This window comes from Actinomadura sp. DC4, from assembly GCF_030406325.1.
GTDB lineage: Bacteria > Actinomycetota > Actinomycetes > Streptosporangiales > Streptosporangiaceae > Actinoallomurus.
The window spans coordinates 150,504-165,642 of the sequence record NZ_JAUEQY010000014.1 but is presented as its reverse complement, the minus strand read 5'-3'; the positions used below and the strand labels follow the sequence as shown (position 1 = coordinate 165,642).

General features: G+C 70.4%; 16 protein-coding genes. 6 read left to right on the top strand and 10 right to left on the bottom strand.

Annotation, left to right across the window (positions count from 1 at the left end; translation table 11 throughout):
- Window positions 1-21 precede the first annotated feature (21 nt).
- Window positions 22-654: an HAD hydrolase-like protein gene (locus QWU11_RS23645; protein ID WP_290116555.1), complete on the bottom strand. Its 633-nt coding sequence runs from the start codon at window positions 652-654 to the stop codon at window positions 22-24.
- Between the two features lie 28 nt (window positions 655-682).
- Entirely contained in the window at window positions 683-1,594 is a 912-nt protein-coding gene (locus QWU11_RS23640) for a helix-turn-helix domain-containing protein (RefSeq protein ID WP_290116649.1), read from the bottom strand.
- Between the two features lie 72 nt (window positions 1,595-1,666).
- Between QWU11_RS23640 and QWU11_RS23635 the strand changes: the two genes are divergently transcribed.
- Window positions 1,667-2,002: a cupin domain-containing protein gene (locus QWU11_RS23635; RefSeq protein ID WP_290116554.1), complete on the top strand. Its 336-nt coding sequence runs from the start codon at window positions 1,667-1,669 to the stop codon at window positions 2,000-2,002.
- On the opposite strand, the gene QWU11_RS23630 is transcribed toward QWU11_RS23635, so the two are convergent.
- From QWU11_RS23630 to QWU11_RS23600, 7 genes are all read right to left on the bottom strand, one after another.
- Entirely contained in the window at window positions 1,999-2,442 is a 444-nt protein-coding gene (locus QWU11_RS23630) for a hypothetical protein (protein ID WP_290116553.1), read from the bottom strand. The genes QWU11_RS23635 and QWU11_RS23630 overlap by 4 nt on opposite strands.
- A 6-nt stretch (window positions 2,443-2,448) precedes the next feature.
- Window positions 2,449-2,955 (bottom strand): hypothetical protein, encoded by a 507-nt coding sequence (locus QWU11_RS23625; protein WP_290116552.1) that lies wholly within the window; start codon window positions 2,953-2,955, stop codon window positions 2,449-2,451.
- A 42-nt stretch (window positions 2,956-2,997) separates the two neighbouring features.
- The gene (locus tag QWU11_RS23620) at window positions 2,998-3,642 is read right to left on the bottom strand and encodes an HAD family phosphatase (RefSeq protein ID WP_354670888.1); all 645 of its coding nucleotides are present in this window, start codon (window positions 3,640-3,642) and stop codon (window positions 2,998-3,000) included.
- 45 nt (window positions 3,643-3,687) lie between these two features.
- Window positions 3,688-5,304: an ABC transporter ATP-binding protein gene (locus QWU11_RS23615; RefSeq protein WP_290116550.1), complete on the bottom strand. Its 1,617-nt coding sequence runs from the start codon at window positions 5,302-5,304 to the stop codon at window positions 3,688-3,690.
- Window positions 5,301-6,197: an ABC transporter permease gene (locus QWU11_RS23610; RefSeq protein WP_290116549.1), complete on the bottom strand. Its 897-nt coding sequence runs from the start codon at window positions 6,195-6,197 to the stop codon at window positions 5,301-5,303. The genes QWU11_RS23615 and QWU11_RS23610 overlap by 4 nt, the downstream gene beginning before the upstream one ends.
- 55 nt (window positions 6,198-6,252) lie before the next feature.
- Complete coding sequence (locus QWU11_RS23605) at window positions 6,253-7,206, bottom strand: ABC transporter permease (RefSeq protein WP_290116548.1); 954 nt, start codon at window positions 7,204-7,206, stop codon at window positions 6,253-6,255.
- Between the two features lie 61 nt (window positions 7,207-7,267).
- Entirely contained in the window at window positions 7,268-9,070 is a 1,803-nt protein-coding gene (locus tag QWU11_RS23600; RefSeq protein WP_290116547.1) for a peptide ABC transporter substrate-binding protein, read from the bottom strand.
- A 299-nt stretch (window positions 9,071-9,369) separates the two neighbouring features.
- On the opposite strand from QWU11_RS23600, the gene QWU11_RS23595 reads away from it, so the two are divergent.
- The 3 genes from QWU11_RS23595 to QWU11_RS23585 are packed head-to-tail and all read left to right on the top strand — an operon-like array spanning window position 9,370 to window position 12,690.
- Window positions 9,370-10,488, top strand: coding sequence for an ROK family transcriptional regulator (locus QWU11_RS23595; protein ID WP_290116546.1), 1,119 nt, complete (start codon window positions 9,370-9,372; stop codon window positions 10,486-10,488).
- Window positions 10,485-11,939, top strand: a complete 1,455-nt coding sequence (locus tag QWU11_RS23590) for a M81 family metallopeptidase (protein ID WP_290116545.1) — start codon at window positions 10,485-10,487, stop codon at window positions 11,937-11,939. Before QWU11_RS23595 ends, QWU11_RS23590 begins: the two co-directional genes overlap by 4 nt.
- A 10-nt stretch (window positions 11,940-11,949) precedes the next feature.
- Entirely contained in the window at window positions 11,950-12,690 is a 741-nt protein-coding gene (locus QWU11_RS23585) for a copper homeostasis protein CutC (protein WP_290116544.1), read from the top strand.
- 167 nt (window positions 12,691-12,857) lie between these two features.
- On the opposite strand, the gene QWU11_RS23580 is transcribed toward QWU11_RS23585, so the two are convergent.
- The gene (locus QWU11_RS23580; RefSeq protein WP_290116543.1) at window positions 12,858-13,235 is read right to left on the bottom strand and encodes a hypothetical protein; all 378 of its coding nucleotides are present in this window, start codon (window positions 13,233-13,235) and stop codon (window positions 12,858-12,860) included.
- Between the two features lie 321 nt (window positions 13,236-13,556).
- Between QWU11_RS23580 and QWU11_RS23575 the strand changes: the two genes are divergently transcribed.
- Both QWU11_RS23575 and QWU11_RS23570 read left to right on the top strand, forming a co-directional pair.
- Window positions 13,557-13,964 carry a PPOX class F420-dependent oxidoreductase gene (locus tag QWU11_RS23575; RefSeq protein ID WP_290116542.1) on the top strand — a complete coding sequence of 136 codons (408 nt, stop codon included), beginning with the start codon at window positions 13,557-13,559 and terminating at the stop codon, window positions 13,962-13,964.
- A gap of 142 nt (window positions 13,965-14,106) precedes the next feature.
- Window positions 14,107-15,120: a toxin glutamine deamidase domain-containing protein gene (locus tag QWU11_RS23570; protein ID WP_290116541.1), complete on the top strand. Its 1,014-nt coding sequence runs from the start codon at window positions 14,107-14,109 to the stop codon at window positions 15,118-15,120.
- The last annotated feature ends 19 nt before the right edge of the window (window positions 15,121-15,139 follow it).

Sequence of the window (15,139 nt, the reverse complement as noted above, 5' to 3'; positions counted from 1 at the left end):
CAAAACACCCATTGATCCAGGTCAGATGTGAACTGTGACCTCGGAGAGGCGTTCGACCACGGGGACGCCGAACCGGTCGAGGTCGGCGCGTGACTGCAGGCCACCGGTGTAAAGGACCGCACGCGCGCCGACGTGACGCGCGGCCGCCGCGTCGTCGACGCTGTCGCCGACCATGACGACGTCCATCGCCTTGACGCCGAGCGCCGCCAGGTGCCGTACGAGGAACTCCGCCTTCTCGCCGCCCGCCTCTTCGGGCAGCAGCCCGTCGACCCGGCGGAAGACCGGATGCAGGCCGAGCTCGCGTACGGCGACGGAGAGGCGGTCGTGGCGCCACATCGACAGCACGGACTGCGTGTGCCCCTCTTCGGCGATCACGTCGATCGCGGCCCGCGCGCCGGCGGCGAGCCCGCAGCGCGCCATGAGCCGGTGGTAGGAGTCGTGGAACGCGACGTCGAGCCGCTCCCACTCCCCCTCGACGAGCGCCCGGCCGAGGATCCGCTCGTAGGAGGCCCAGATCGGGCGGCTGTAGACCGAGCGGTAGTGGTCGAGCTCCATCGGCGGCAAGCCGTAGGAACGGAAGACGTCGTTCGTTGCCTCGAGGATGGCATCGCGGTCGTCGAACAGCGTGCCGTTCCAGTCCCAGACGATATGCATGACGCCAAAGAGCATAGGCCGTGTCGTGTCACGGGACCCGGAACGCCCGCCGGTACGCGCCCGGCGTCGTCCCCACCTGGGCGCGGAAGTGACGGCGCAGGTTGACCGCGGAGGTGAGGCCGACGCGCGCGGCGACCGCCTCCACGGGCAGGTCGGTCTCCTCCAGCAGCGTGCGCGCCTCGGTGATCCGCAGGGCCAGCAGCCACGCGCCCGGGCTCGTGCCGAGCCGGTCCGCGAAGCGGCGGGCGAGCGTACGGGGCGAGACGCTGAGGTAGGCGGCGAGGTCGCTCACCGACAACGGCGTCCCGAGGCGCGCGCCGGCCCATTCGAGGAGGCCGTCCAGCGGGCCGGGGGGCGGCGGGGCCTCGCGGTGCGGCGGCATCACCATGTGCCGCGCGAGGAGGCCCGCGTACGCGGCGCCGTGGTCCCGCCGGACGAGGTGCAGGCAGAGGTCGATGCCCGCGCCCGCGCCGGCGCTGGTGGCGACGTCGCCGTGGTCCACGTACGGCCGCTCCGGCTCGACGCGCACTCGGGGGAACTCTCGGCGCAGCTGCGCGGCGCGACCCCAGTGGGTGGTGGCCGACCGGCCGTCCAGCAGGCCCGTACGGGCCAGTGCGAACACTCCTGAGCAGATGGTGACGAGCCGCGCCCCCCGGGAGTGCGCCCGCAGCAGCGCGCGGTGCACGCGGGCTGAGAGCGGCGCCTCCACCGGCGCCCAGCCGGGGATGAGGACCGTGTCGGCGGACGCGAGCGCCGAAAGGCCCAGCGGCACCGACATCGTGTACCCCGCCGACGTCTCCACCGGGCCGGGCGTCTCGGTGCAGACCCGCAGCTCGTAGTGCTGCGGCACCCCGGCCCGTACGGTGCCGAAGACCTCGGCGGCACAGCCGAGCTCGAACGTCGACTGCACCGGCCGTACGAGGGCCACCACACGATGCATGGCAGGAAAATACCCCTCGGTGTCGCGGTCGCCGCTGTCGGCCCGCGGCCCGTACGCGGCACCGTGGGTGGCGTGCATCCCGAGATCCTCGCCCAGGAGGGCTACGCGTCCGCCTCCGTCGCCGAAGCCCCGGTACGGGAGGTGTTCCCCGGCATCCGGCTGCGCCCGCTGTGGACCGGCCCGTACGGCGCGAGCGCCAACGTGCTGGAGATGGACCCCGGCACCTCCTGGCCACGCCGCGACGTCCACGAGCCCGGCCCGGAGGAGGTCTACGTGGTCCAGGGCACCTTCAATGACGGCGCCCGCGACTATCCGGCGGGGACGTTCCTGCACGCCCCGGCCGGCTCGTGGCACGTCCCCGCGACCACCACCGGCTGCACCCTGTTCCTCTTCTACCCAGACGGCTAGGGCCGCTCCAGCGCCACGCTCAGCACCGTCAGGAAGGCCGCGCCGACCAGGGCGAGCATCGTCCAGGCCAGGCGCCGGAGCGTCCGCTGGTGGCCCGGCAGCTCTTCGGGCAGCGCGAACACCCGCGCCGGCCAGTGCCGCCAGGACACGTGCGTGAACAGGGCGCCGGCGAGGAGATACAGCACGAGGGCGATGCCGTCGCCGAGCCGGGGCCGCGAGACCAGGAGCGCGAGGTCGGTCACGACCAGCGCCCCGATCAACGCCACCACGGGCCGGCGGTTTCCGTTCGCCAGCGTCAGGAGGAACTCCTCGCGCCGCTCAGGATCTGGGAAGAAGCGCTCGACCCTGGGCTGGACCACCACGAGGCTGTAGACCATCGACCCCAGCCAGACGGCCGCGATCGTCAGGTGGGCGACGACGAGCACGTCCTCCGAAGACACGGCGGCCTAGCCGAACAGGTGAGGTAGCTCCTGGGTGGCGTACCACATGAGTTCGTGGCCGGCCGCGCCGTCGACGGTGAAGCGGGCGTCGTCGTCGCCCGCGTCGGCGGCCGTGATGGCGGCTCGCGCCGCGCGTACGTCGGTCTCGGCCTCCGCGTCGTCCACGTGGCCGGACACGATGCGTTCGAAGGAGATCGCGCGGGTGACGCGCACCAGGGCGCGGTCCTCGCCGTCCACCACGTCACCGCTCTCGTAGGCGATCGCGTCGTCCGGGACCTCGGCGACGATCACGACCCGGCGCGACGCGGCGTCCGGATCGGACGACAGCAGGCGCAGGGAGTCTTTGGCCGCGTCCGCCATCGCGGCGTACTCCAGCTCCTCCAGGTCGGCCGAGGCGTACCACTCGCGGAGCGCCGGAGTGACGGCATAGCCGGTCAGCGGAGCCGGCTCGAGCTTGCGGTCGCGCAGGATCTCGGCGAGTCCGCTGAGCGTGGACGGAAGGTAGACGCGCATATCGTTGATGAGTCTGCCAGGACGCGGTGAGGAATGCGCGGACTACCGGAGCGACACCCCGGTGAGCTCCTCCAGACGCGAGACCGTGACGTCGACGTCGGTGTGGTGCACCCCGACGATGCCGAGCCGCTCCGCCGCGTTGGTGTTGTGCTCGATGTCGTCGATGAACGCGCACTCCTCCGACGGCAGTCCGAGCAGGTCCAGCGCGTGCCGGAAGATCGCCGGGTCGGGCTTGCGCAGCCCCACCTCACCGGAGATCACCACCTGGTCGAAGAGCTCGGCGAACAGCTCGCGCGGGTAGGTGTTGCCCCAGGAGTTGGACAGCAGGCAGGTGCGCACGCCCGCCGCCCGCGCCTTGCGCAGGACCTCATACATCGGCTCGACCGGCTCGAAGGCGGCGAACATGCGGGTCAGCAGGCCCTCGGCCACCACCTGCTCGCCGGTACGGGTGCGCAGGCGCTCGGCGAGCGTCCGCTCGAACTCCGCCGCCGGAAGGCTGCCGTCCTCCAGGCCGTGCACCGGGCTGACGGGGCCGTCGCCGGCGTACGCGTCGATGAACCACTCGCGCATGACGACCTTGTAGCCGTCGACGTCGATGTCCTCGGCCACGATCCAGGCCCCGACGGCCTCGCGGAGCGGCGTGGTCAGCACGCCGCCCCAGTCAATGATCAGTCCGCGTACGGTCACGGGCTCGATGGTAGGCGTAGCACCGAAACCGGGCATAGCGGGTCCTCAGAGACCGTGGCGCTCGGCGCGTCGACGGCGCTGCTCCACCGGGTCGGGCACCGGCGCCGACGTCACGAGGCGGCGCGTGTACTCCTCTTGCGAGGAGAACAGCACCTCGTCGCGCGGGCCCACCTCGACGAGCCGTCCCTCGTTCATCACCGCCACCCGGTCGGAGACCTTGCCCACGACGGCCAGGTCGTGGGTGATGAACAGGCAGGCGAAACCGAGGCGTTCCTGCAGCTCCAGGAACATGTCCAGCACGGCCGCCTGCACTGAGACGTCCAGCGCGCTGGTGGGTTCGTCGGCGATGACGAGCTGCGGGTCGAGCGCGAGGGCGCGGGCGATGCCGACGCGCTGGCGCTGACCACCGGACAGTTCGTGCGGGTGCCGCCGCCGTACCGCCGGGTCCAGTTCGACGCTCTCCAGCAGGGCCACGACCCGGTCCGTACGGTCGCCGGCGCCGCTGATGACCAGGGGCTCGGCCACGCAGTCGCCGACGGTCATCCGGGGATCGAGTGACGACGCGGGGTCCTGGAAGACGATGCCGCACCGGCGCCGCAGCCGCCGCAGGGCGCGACCCTTCGCGCCGGACAGCGGCTCGCCCAGCAGGCGTACGGTCCCGGAGGTGGGCTTCAGGAGGCCGATCGCGGCCCGGCCCACGGTGGATTTGCCGGACCCGGACTCGCCGACCAGCCCCAGGACCTCGCCCTGGGCGATGGTGAGCGACAGGTCCTCGACCGCGCGTACGCCTCCGCGGAACTCCACGGTGACGTGCTCCAGTGACAGCGCCTCCGGTGCCGACGCGTCGCGTGCGCGCTGCTCGCCGGGGGCCAGGCGCGGGACGGCGGCCAGCAGGCGCTTGGTGTAGTCGGCCTCCGGCCGGGCGAACAGGTCCTCGACCAGGGCCTGCTCGACGACCTTCCCCTCGTACATCACGACCACGCGGTCGGCGATGTCGGCGACGACGCCCATGTTGTGGGTGATCACGAGCATCGCCATGCCGAACCGTTCGCGCAGGTCACGCAGCAGGTCCAGGATCTCCGCCTGTACGGTCACGTCGAGCGCGGTCGTGGCCTCGTCGGCGATGAGGATCTTCGGCTCGCAGGCGATGGCCATCGCGATCACGACGCGCTGCCGGAGTCCGCCGGACAGCTCGTGCGGGAACTGCCCGAGCCGCCGCCGCGCGTCCCGTATGCCCACCATCTCCAGGAGTTCGGCGGCGCGGTCGAGCGCCTGTTTCCTGGACAGGTCGGCGATGTGCAGGCGCAGCGCCTCGGCGACCTGCCAGCCGACGGTGAACGCCGGGTTCAGGGCGGTCATCGGCTCCTGGAAGACCATGGCGACCTCGGCGCCGCGCACCGCCCGCAGCCGGGGTCCGTCGAGCGTGGTGACGTCGAGACCGCCGACCCGCACCTTTCCGCTGACGTTCGCGGTCGGCGGCAGCAGGCCGAGCGTGGACAGGGACGTGACGCTCTTGCCCGAGCCGGACTCGCCGACGACGGCGACGATCTCCCCGGGGTTCACCGTGATGCTGACGCCGTCGACGGCGCGTACGGTCTCGTGGCGGCTGGTGAACGAGACGCTCAGGTCCTCGATCGCGAGCGTGGGTCCCGGCTCGGTCATCGGCCCTCCAGACGCACTTCGAAGGAGTCGCGCAGGCCGTCGCCGATCGCGTTGAACGCGCACACGACCAGGACGATCGCGACGCCGGCCGGGAAGATCAGCCACCAGTAGCCGTCGTAGGTGTAGGAGATGCCCTTGCTGAGCATCCCGCCCCAGTCGGTCTTGGGCGGCGGCACGCCGAGGCCGAGGAAGCTCACGTAGGCGATCAGCAGGATGGCGTCGGCCACCTGGAAGGTCGCGTTCACCACGACGGTCCCGATGGCGTTCGGGATGATGTGCCGGAACACCGCGCGGCGGTGGCCGCCGCCCATCGCCTTCATCGCCTGGACGTAGTCGCGGCTGCGCAGCGACAGCGCCTCGGCGCGTACGAGCCGGGCGGGCACGAGCCACGAGACGCACCCGATGATCAGGATCTGCACCGTCACCGTGGGCCGCAGGATCGTCGCGGTCACCAGCAGCAGGAACAGCGCGGGGATCGCGATGCCCGCATCCACCACGCGCATCATGATCGCGTCCAGCCAGCCGCCGGCGTAGCCCGAGATCGCGCCCCAGACCGTGCCGATCAGCGTGGCGAGGAGGCCGGCCGCCACCCCGATCTCCAGGGACGTCTGGCCCCCGACCATCAGACGTCCCAGGACGTCGTGGCCGACGTCGTCGGTGCCCAGCAGGTGTCCCCCACTGCCGGGCGAAAGGTTGGCGGCCGGCAGGTTCGTGTGCGTCTGGTCCGTGTGGTGGATCAGCGGGCCGAGGAAGCAGAACAGCAGCAGCGCGGCGAGGATCACCAGCCCGGTCACGGCGAGTCGGTTGGCCAAGAACAGGGACGCCATGCGCCGGTAGGACCCGGCGACCCGTACGGGAGGCGGCTCCGCGACGACCGGTGCGGACAGACTCATGAGTCCTCCTTCGCCGGGGAGGTGGCCTGGAACGCTGTGTTGCCGATTCGCTCGCTCATGTGATCGTTCCTCTCACCCGCGGGTCGATGAGCGCCTGCACGATGTCGGCGAGCAGCGACCCGATGACGGTGGCCAGCGCGATGACGAGCACCGCGCCGAGCAGGATCGGATAGTCCGAGGTCTGGGCGGCGTTCCAGAACAGCAGCCCCATGCCGGGGTAGTTGAACACCGACTCGATCACCAGCGCCCCGGAGAACAGCACCGGCAGGTAGTAGCCGAGCATCGCGACGATCGGCGTCAGGGAGTTGCGCATGATGTGCAGCCACACCACGCGCCGCTCCGAGGCGCCCTTGGCGCGTGCGGTCCGTACGTAGTCCTCGGCGAGGTTGTCCAGCACGGCCGAGCGCATGTAGCGGCTGAACGCCGCCACCGTGGCGATCGCCCCGGCGAGCACGGGCAGGATGAGCGCGCGCGAGTCGGCGAACAGCCCGGCGATCGACTGGGTCTGCGGCGCCTGGGGCGGCAGCAGCTGCGTCTTCTGGGTGAAGACGATGACCAGGATGAGCGCCAGGAAGAAGACCGGGGTGGCGTACCCGACGAACACCACGGTCGTGACGGCGTAGTCGGCCAGGCCCTTGCGCCGCCGGGCCTGCCAGACGCCCAGCGGGATCGCGACCACGAGCGCCACCAGCGTCGACAACCCGGTCAGCACCAGCGTCTTGGGGATCCGCTGGCCGATCAGCGAGGCGACCGACTGGTTGAGCGTGTACGACCGGCCGAGGTCGCCGTGGAACAGCTCGTCGATGTAGGCCCAGTACTGCTGGACCAGCGACTTGTCGAAGCCGTGCTCTCGGTTGAACTCCGCGATCGCCTGCGGGCTGGCCTTCGGCCCGAGGATGCCGTGCGCCGGCCCGCCCGGCGCGGAGTGCAGCAGCAGGAAGACGATCACGGTCACGAAGAAGACGACCACGACCGCCTGGCCGATCCGCTTGAGCAGGAAGCGCGTCAACGGGATGCCTCCGACCGGTGGGTGGAGGCCCGGGACGGCGGTCCGCCGTCCCGGGCCGGTCTCATTTCGCCAGGTACCAGCGCTGGGGCTGGATGTTGGCGAGGGGGTCCTGGATCACGCCGCGCAGGCTGTTCCTGATCGCGGAGACCTGGTACGCCGGGTTCGGCATCCAGATCACCGGCAGGTTCTTGGTGACGTACGCGTCGTAGTCCTGCATCGCGGCCGTGTCCGTCGAGCTGGTCGACTTCTTGATCAGGTCGTCGGCCGCCGGGTCCACGTAGCTGCCCAGGTTGGTGCTGCCGGTGCTGCTGAAGATCTGCTCACCGCTCGGGTACGCCGGGAAGTACCAGCTTCCCGCCGTGCCGAAGAAGGAGAGCTGCCAGGAGCAGGACGACTGGCTCGGCTTGCACTGCGCCGTGTGGTCGAGCACCGAGTTCAGCGGCTCCGCCTTGATCGACAGGCCGATACCGATCTTGGACAGGGAGGACTGGACCTCCTGCATCATGTTGTCGGTCTCGGTGCTGCCGCTCTGGCTGTTGATCGTGAGCTTCAGCTGCGTGCCCGCCTTGATGCCCGCGCCGCACTGGGTCGCGCCGCTGCCCGCCTGGGCGCACGAGGCGACGCCGTTCACGATGGTCCAGCCGTGCGAGGTCAGCAGGGTCTTGGCCTTGTTGAGGTCGAATGGGTACGGGTTGGTCTGCTGCGCCGGCGAGAGGTATTTCGAGACCGGCGTCTGCGGGACGGGGCCGTAGCCGGGCGCCGCCTCGTTGTGCCAGAGGACGCGGGAGATGGTCGTCTGGTCGATCGACATCTGCACGGCCTGCCGTACGTAGAGCTGCTTGAAGACCGCGCCCATGGCCGGGTTGTTGAAGTTGTACGGGACGTAGGGGATCGCCCAGCCGTTCCAGGGCTTCACCTGGTAGCCGGCGTTCTCGATCGACTTGCTCTGCGAGACCGCCAGGGCCGGCAGGTAGCCGTAGTCGACGCCGCCGGAGCGCAGGACGTTCAGCTCGGCGTCGGATGAGGTGAACGGCTTGAAGGTGACCGTGTCCAGATGGGCGGTGTCGGTCCCGGTGTACTTCGGGTTCTTGGCGAGCGTCACCTGGCCGGTCGTGGTGAACTCCTTGACCGTGAACGGGCCGTCGGCGGCCTTCCACAGCGGGCTGCTCGCGTACTCCGACAGCTTGCCGGCCTCACCGGTGAGGTACTTGAAGACCTTCTTGGCGCCGTCGGTCGTGCGGTCGTAGTCGCCGGGCTTGCCGCCCGCGCTCTCGACGTCCCAGACCGCCTGCGGGATCGGCGTGACGTAGGTCAGCTGGTTCGCGGTGAACCAGTCCGGGTTGTAGGCCTTGGTGAGGTCGAGCTTGAACTCCGTGTCGCTGACCGCCCGGAACTTGGCGACGTTGTCCGGCAGGTCACCGGCGTTGTAGTTGCCCCACTGCGCCTTGTTGGCCTTGGCCAGGTTGAACCAGAACTCCACGTCGCGGCTGGTGACCTTCTGGCCGCTCGCCCAGCTGAGGTCGTTCAGCTTGATGTCGACCGTCTTGCCGCCGTTGGAGTAGACCGGCGGCTTGGCGGCGCTCGCCTTCTGGTCCAGCGCGACCGTGCCGCTCGAACCGTCGTAGGAGTAGAGCGGGACGAAGACCTCCTGCCGGATCGCGCCGTTGAAGGAGGCCAGGTGGCCCGGCGTGCCGATCGGGAAGATCCAGTTCGGCGTGGCGTTGGGCGGCATCGCGAAGGTGACGGAGCCTCCCTGCTGGGGAGTGCCGCCCTTCGCCGCCGAGCCTTGGTCGCCGGAGGAACAGCCGGCGGCCAGCAGCGTCACGGCCGCGCCGCACACCGCCAGTGCCAGAGATCTCTTCATCGGTGCTCCAGGTGGGGGACAACGTTTCGGCAGGATGTTGGCGGCGACGATACATGCCTAAATCAAACGAAGACAAGGCATTCCCGAATCAAGTCCTTGGTTTCGGTCGCGGCAAAGTAGCTGATTACGGGCGTGTTACGCGCCCTACCTGTGGACGACGCCCCATCTGCTTGCTATCGTCCAGCCAAGTTCGCGGCTTAACGTTCGTATCCGAAGTAAGTATGGTGACTTCGTTCGGCCGACCGTGATCCGCTAGATCGCTAGGGTTTGTCCGCCCACCAGCCAGTGAAGGAGCCACCATGTCGGCCGCGCAGATCATGGGGCTCGTGGCCTCCGGACAGGCGACCTCACGCGCCGACCTGTCGCGGCTGCTCGGCTGGGCGCCCTCGACCGTCTCCTCCCACGTCCAGGAGCTGCTCGACGCGGGCCTGCTGGAGGAGTCCGGCGAAGGCCGGTCGCGTGGCGGCCGGCGGCCCCGTCTGCTGAGCGTCCGCGCCGGTGACGGTGTGCTCCTGGGCGCCGACCTCGGCGGCCACCACGCCAGGATCGCCGTCATGGACCGGTCCGGACGGCCGGAGACGGCCCAAGACCTGGACATCGACGTCACGGCCGGCCCCGAGCCGATCCTGGGCCAGATCAGCGAGGCCCTCCTCTCCCTCAGCGCCGGACGGCCGGTGCTCGGCATGGGCATCGGACTGCCCGGCCCGGTGGACCTGAGCGGCGTGGTGGTCGGCTCGTCCCGGATGCTCGGCTGGAACGGCTTCTCCGTACGGCGCTGGCTGGCCGGGCGGTTCGAGGCCCCGCTCGTCGTGGACAACGACGCCAACCTGATGGCGATGGGCGAGGCGGTCGTACGGGGCCCCTCGATGCGCGACTTCGTCTTCGTCAAGGCCGGCACCGGGCTCGGCGCGGCCCTCGTCAACGACGGCCGCCTGCACCGCGGCGCCCGCGGCATCGCCGGCGACGTCAGCCACAACCCCGTACCGGCCGGCGGCGACCGGGCCTGCAACTGCGGCAACTTCGGCTGCCTGGAGACCATCGCCAGCGGCGCGGCCCTGGTCGCCGCCGTACGGGCCGAGGGCGTCGACGTCACGACCACCGCGGACCTCGTACGCCTCGCGGGCGACGGCGACCCGACCGTCAACACGACCGTGCGCTTCGCCGGACGCCAGCTCGGCGAGGTGCTCGTCACCATCGTCAACTTCTTCAATCCGCAGGCGGTGATCCTCAGCGGCGCGCTCGCGACGTGCGACCTCTTCGTGGCCGCCGCGCGTGGTGCGCTGTACGAGCGCTGCCTGCCGCTCACCACCCAGGCACTCCAGATCGGCGAAAGCGTCGCCGGACCCGACGCCGGGCTGCTCGGCATCGGCCGTCTCCTCATCGACCAGGGCCTGGCCGCACCCGCGAGGAACCCGTGAAACCGCTCCGCATCGGCATCGCCGGAATCGCCATCGAGTCGAGCACGTTCTCACCGCACCGCACCCGGCTGCCGGACTTCACCGTGACCCGGGGCGACGCGCTGCTCGCCCGCTACTCCTGGATCGGCGCGCCGTGGTGCGCCGATGTGGAGTGGGTACCGCTGCTGCACGCCGTGTCGCTGCCCGGCGGCGCGGTCGAGCCCTCGGTGTACGACGCGCTCGAGGCCGAGATCGTGGAACGTGCCAAGGCGGCCGGGCCGCTCGACGGCCTGTTCTTCGACATCCACGGCGCGATGAGCGTCGTCGGCCGTACGGACGCCGAGGCGGGCCTGGCCCTGGCCGTACGCTCCGCGGTCGGCCCGGACACCCTGATCTCCACCTCGATGGACCTGCACGGCAACGTCTCGCGCTCGCTCGCCGAGACCGTCGACCTGATCACCTGCTACCGGATGGCGCCGCACGAGGACGCCTGGGAGTCGCGGGAGCGGGCGGCGTACAACCTGGTGGAGCGGCTCCGCGACGGCGGACGGCCGCTCAAGGCGTGGGTGCAGGTGCCGGTGCTCCTGCCCGGCGAGAAGACGAGCACGCGCATCGAACCGGCCAGGAGCCTGTACGGCCGGATCCCCCGCGTCGAGGGGCTGCCGGGCGTGCTGGACGCGGCGATCTGGGTGGGTTACGCCTGGGCGGACGAGCCCCGCTGCCGCGCCGCCGTGGTCGTGACCGGCGACGACGAGGACGTCATCACCGCTCAGGCGCGGGAGCTGGCCTCGGTGTACTGGCGGTCCCGTACGGACTTCGCGTTCGTCGCGCCCACCGGGACGCTGGATGAGTGCCTCTCCACCGCTCTCGCGAGTCCGTCGCGGCCGTTCCTGATCAGCGACTCCGGGGACAACCCGACCGCGGGCGGTGCCGGTGACGTGTCCTGGACGCTCGGCCGGCTCCTCGGCGTGGAGGACCTGCGGCTGGGGCGGGTGAACGCGATCTACGCGAGCGTCGTGGACCCGGCCGCCGTGACGGAGGCGTTCGCCGCGGGCACGGGCGCCGAGCTGCTGCTTCACGTCGGCGGCCGGATCGACCCCGGCCCGTCCGGGCCGGTCGCCCTCGCCGGTACGGTGCACGCGCTGCACGCCGGGGACGCGGTCGGCGGCGACATCGCGGTGATCAGGACCGGTGGGCTGCACGTGATCCTGACGTCGCGGCGCAAGCCGTACCACCTGATCGCCGACTTCACCGGCCTCGGCCTCTCGCCCGCCACGGCCGACATCGTCATCGTAAAGATCGGTTACCTCGAACCCGAGCTGTACGACCTGGCCGCCGACTGGCGGCTCGCACTCACCCCGGGCGGCGTCGACCAGGACCTGCTCCGGCTGGGCCACCACGGCGTACGGCGCCCGCTGTTCCCCTTCGACACCGACATGCCCGAACCGGACCTTACGCCGGAACTGCTATGAGGAGACCGACGTGCGTTATGAGATCTGCCTGGAATCCGCCGATGACGTCGCGGCCGCGGCCGAGGCCGGCGCCGACCGGGTCGAGCTCTGCGCCGGCCTGTTCGAGGGCGGCATCACCCCCAGCGCCGGCATGATCGAACAGGCGGTCGCCGTGGCGGCGGGCCGTCTCCGCGTTCATGTGATCATCCGGCCGCGCGGCGGCGACTTCATCTACACCCCGTCCGAGGTCGCGGTGATGCTGCGGGACATCGAGACGGCCAAGCTGGCCGGCGCGGACGGTGTGGTCATCGGCGCGCTGACCGAGGACGCCGAGATCGACACGGCGCTCTGCTCCCGCCTGGTCGTGGCGGCCCGCCCGCTGAGCGTGACCTTCCACCGGGCCTTCGACGTGACCCGCTCGCCGGAAGAGGCGTTCGAGGACGTGGTGTCCCTGGGCGTGGACCGCCTGCTGACGTCGGGCGCGGCGCCGAGCGCGCTGGAGGGCGCCGAGTTGATCGCCCGCCTGGTCAAGAAGGCCGGCGACCGCATCATCGTGCTGCCCGCGGGCGGCATCAACGAGCGCACCGCCGCGCGGGTCGCCGCGCAGACCGGCGCGCAGGAGCTGCACTTCACCGCGAGCGAGGGCGTACGGTCCAAGACCCGCTTCCAGCCGGCGGGCATCTACATGGGCGGCGCCCTCTACCCGCCGGAGACCACCCGCTCGGTGACCACCCCGGCGCGCGTCCGCGCCATCATGGACGCGTCCGGCTGATCGGTCGTTCGTGATCCTTGCTCGTCCCCGGCCACCACACCGGTGCCCCGGGCGACAGGTCGACCACTGGAGCGGCTGGCCCTTTGCCGGCCGGCCCCGGCCGCCCGGCGGATCACTCCGCCGGGCGGCTCATCGGGGCCGTCGGGGGGGCACGGGCGTTCGCGGGTCTACGGGCGCGTGGCGTCCCGCATGCCCAGGCGGCGCGCCTTGGCGTGCAGGGCCCGCGGGCCGTCCTCGCGCGCGACGTCCTCCCGCAGCGCCTGCCTGCGCTCGTCGAGCCGCTGGTTCTCCCGCTGCAGCTCGCTTCGCGTGAACGCCTGCTGGGCGAGCGCGGTGTTCAGCAGGAGCAGGCCGACCAGCGCACCGCCGAGCAGGCCCACGACCAGCAGGGCGAACGGCAGCTGCGGCGCGGTCGTACGAGGAGTGGTCGCGCGAGGGGCGGGGCGCCGTACGGTGCCGGTCGGCGGAGCCGTACGCCGCCGCTCCGCGCCGGTGGTCTCAGCCGCCCGGGTACGCACCTCCGGCGGCGACGTCATGGTCTTCATCGCCTTCCCCTGCTTCCGATCCGCTGTGTCCGCGGGTCGTCGCCACCGGCGTGATCACGCCGAGGAGAAATGCGGCACCGCGTCCGCCGTCACCCCCTGTCCGGGGGCGTAGAACTGAAGACCGACATAGACGTGTGTTCTCCTCATGACCGGCGACAATGCACGGAGCGTAACGATCTTCCAGTGACCTACGCCACTGAATTTCCACCCGCTACGGGCGCGGCGGGTTCGTGACGGCCGACCCGGCGTCCCGGCTGAGGGCTTTGGTCCTAGGTCTTTCCACCGATGCGCGGTCTCCCGGCGCCCCCTACGGTGGCGGGTATGGAGATCTTCACCGAGCGGGAGCTGGCCTACCTGCGAGAGCAGCGACTGGGCCGGCTGGCCACCGTCCAGCCGGGCGGCGTCGTACAGAACAACCCGGTCGGCTTCGGGTACAACGCCGAGCTGGGCACCATCGACATCGGCGGTCACGACATGTCGGCCAGCAAGAAGTTCCGCAACGTGGCGGCCGGTTCGCAGGTCGCCTTCGTCGTGGACGACATCGCCTCGCTCGACCCGTGGACGGTCCGCTGCCTGGAGATCCGCGGCGACGCCGAGGCCCTGACCGAGCCGGAAGACTCGGCCGGGAACCTCGGCGGCCCCATCATCCGAGTACACCCACGCCGCGTCATGAGCTTCGGCATCGACCCGGCCCCCAGCCGCCGCACCATAGGCGACCAGCAGGTCTGAGCGACCGCACTGGATGAACCCGACGCGGGCGGCCCGTCGTAAGTACGGTGACGGACCTCGCAGCTCCGCAGGGCCGTCCGGGCGGCTCGTGAGCTCAGCGGCCCTGCCTTCCCACCAGGCGGAGCCGAGAGGCCGGCTGCCCGTGACACCCCTCCCCGAGCGTCTGCGCGAGCCGACCGCCGGGTGGCGAACCTCCACCCACAGCACGGCCGCACTCGTTCCCGCCTGTCTCCAGGTCGCCACCGGATGGCGCGGCGAGGACGGTTTCGTCATCGACCGGTCCGCCGGAGCGGCTCCGCCGCCGGCCGGCCCGGCCGCCACCGATGAATCGGCGATTTATCTGCAATTCACCGACAGTGACGACCTGCTGGAAGACGGAGGCTTCGTCGTCGAGTTCGGAAGCCCAGAATGGGAAGGCTCCGCGCTCGATCCGCAGATCTCAGAGGAGACCGCGGATGATCAGGTACGGCCGCTCCCAATACCACCTCTCGGGGCCGAGTTCGATCCCATCGAGTCAGCCTTTGAGACGCAGTACAACGGCGAGCACGGACATTTCGCAATCGCCGATTTCCGGCTCCCCGCCGATACACCGTCAGAATCCGGCGGTGGCCGGTGGGCAGGGATCAACCGGTCGATTCCTGGCATCACATCACGACCGGCGATCAGCCAAGACACCTGGACGGCTGACGACGATGACACAGCGGCTTACGACGACCGCGACAGGTATGTCCAAGAACACTATCCACACCTGCACGAACTGAACCCGACCGGTAGCAATATAAACTGCAACCAGGCCCTCATCGCTGTCGACTACATGTTGGACGGCAGTAGGACCATCAGAGTGCCTCCCACCGTACGCAGTGCTTACTATGGCCTATTTCGGCTCAAGGACAAACACCAGGGCAGATCTGTCGACGTCGCCAACTACGACGACGTCATTGCGGCCGTCAGCAACGTTTCCGGGAGTCGCGGCGCGGTCTACGTCAGTTTTCCCGACGACTTCGCCCATGTGTTCAATGTCGTGGACACTCCTGACGGAGTCGTGTTCCTCGACGGTCAGTCCGGGACGCTGGCGGAGCTACGTCGGAACGTGGACAGGATCGGGTTGTTGCTCTATCACCCGAACTATCCGCTCGACCCCGCGCCCCAGTCGTGAAGCCTCCGGGATCCGGGGT

What these genes read in the sequence shown, in the direction of transcription:
- QWU11_RS23595 (WP_290116546.1), top strand. Translation starts at nt 9,370, where the DNA reads ATGTCGGCCGCGCAGATCATGGGGCTCGTGGCCTCCGGACAGGCGACC.
- QWU11_RS23610 (WP_290116549.1), bottom strand. Translation starts at nt 6,197, where the DNA reads ATGAGTCTGTCCGCACCGGTCGTCGCGGAGCCGCCTCCCGTACGGGTC.
- QWU11_RS23600 (WP_290116547.1), bottom strand. Translation starts at nt 9,070, where the DNA reads ATGAAGAGATCTCTGGCACTGGCGGTGTGCGGCGCGGCCGTGACGCTG.
- QWU11_RS23575 (WP_290116542.1), top strand. Translation starts at nt 13,557, where the DNA reads ATGGAGATCTTCACCGAGCGGGAGCTGGCCTACCTGCGAGAGCAGCGA.
- QWU11_RS23615 (WP_290116550.1), bottom strand. Translation starts at nt 5,304, where the DNA reads ATGACCGAGCCGGGACCCACGCTCGCGATCGAGGACCTGAGCGTCTCG.
- QWU11_RS23640 (WP_290116649.1), bottom strand. Translation starts at nt 1,594, where the DNA reads ATGCATCGTGTGGTGGCCCTCGTACGGCCGGTGCAGTCGACGTTCGAG.
- QWU11_RS23645 (WP_290116555.1), bottom strand. Translation starts at nt 654, where the DNA reads ATGCATATCGTCTGGGACTGGAACGGCACGCTGTTCGACGACCGCGAT.
- QWU11_RS23625 (WP_290116552.1), bottom strand. Translation starts at nt 2,955, where the DNA reads ATGCGCGTCTACCTTCCGTCCACGCTCAGCGGACTCGCCGAGATCCTG.
- QWU11_RS23580 (WP_290116543.1), bottom strand. Translation starts at nt 13,235, where the DNA reads ATGAAGACCATGACGTCGCCGCCGGAGGTGCGTACCCGGGCGGCTGAG.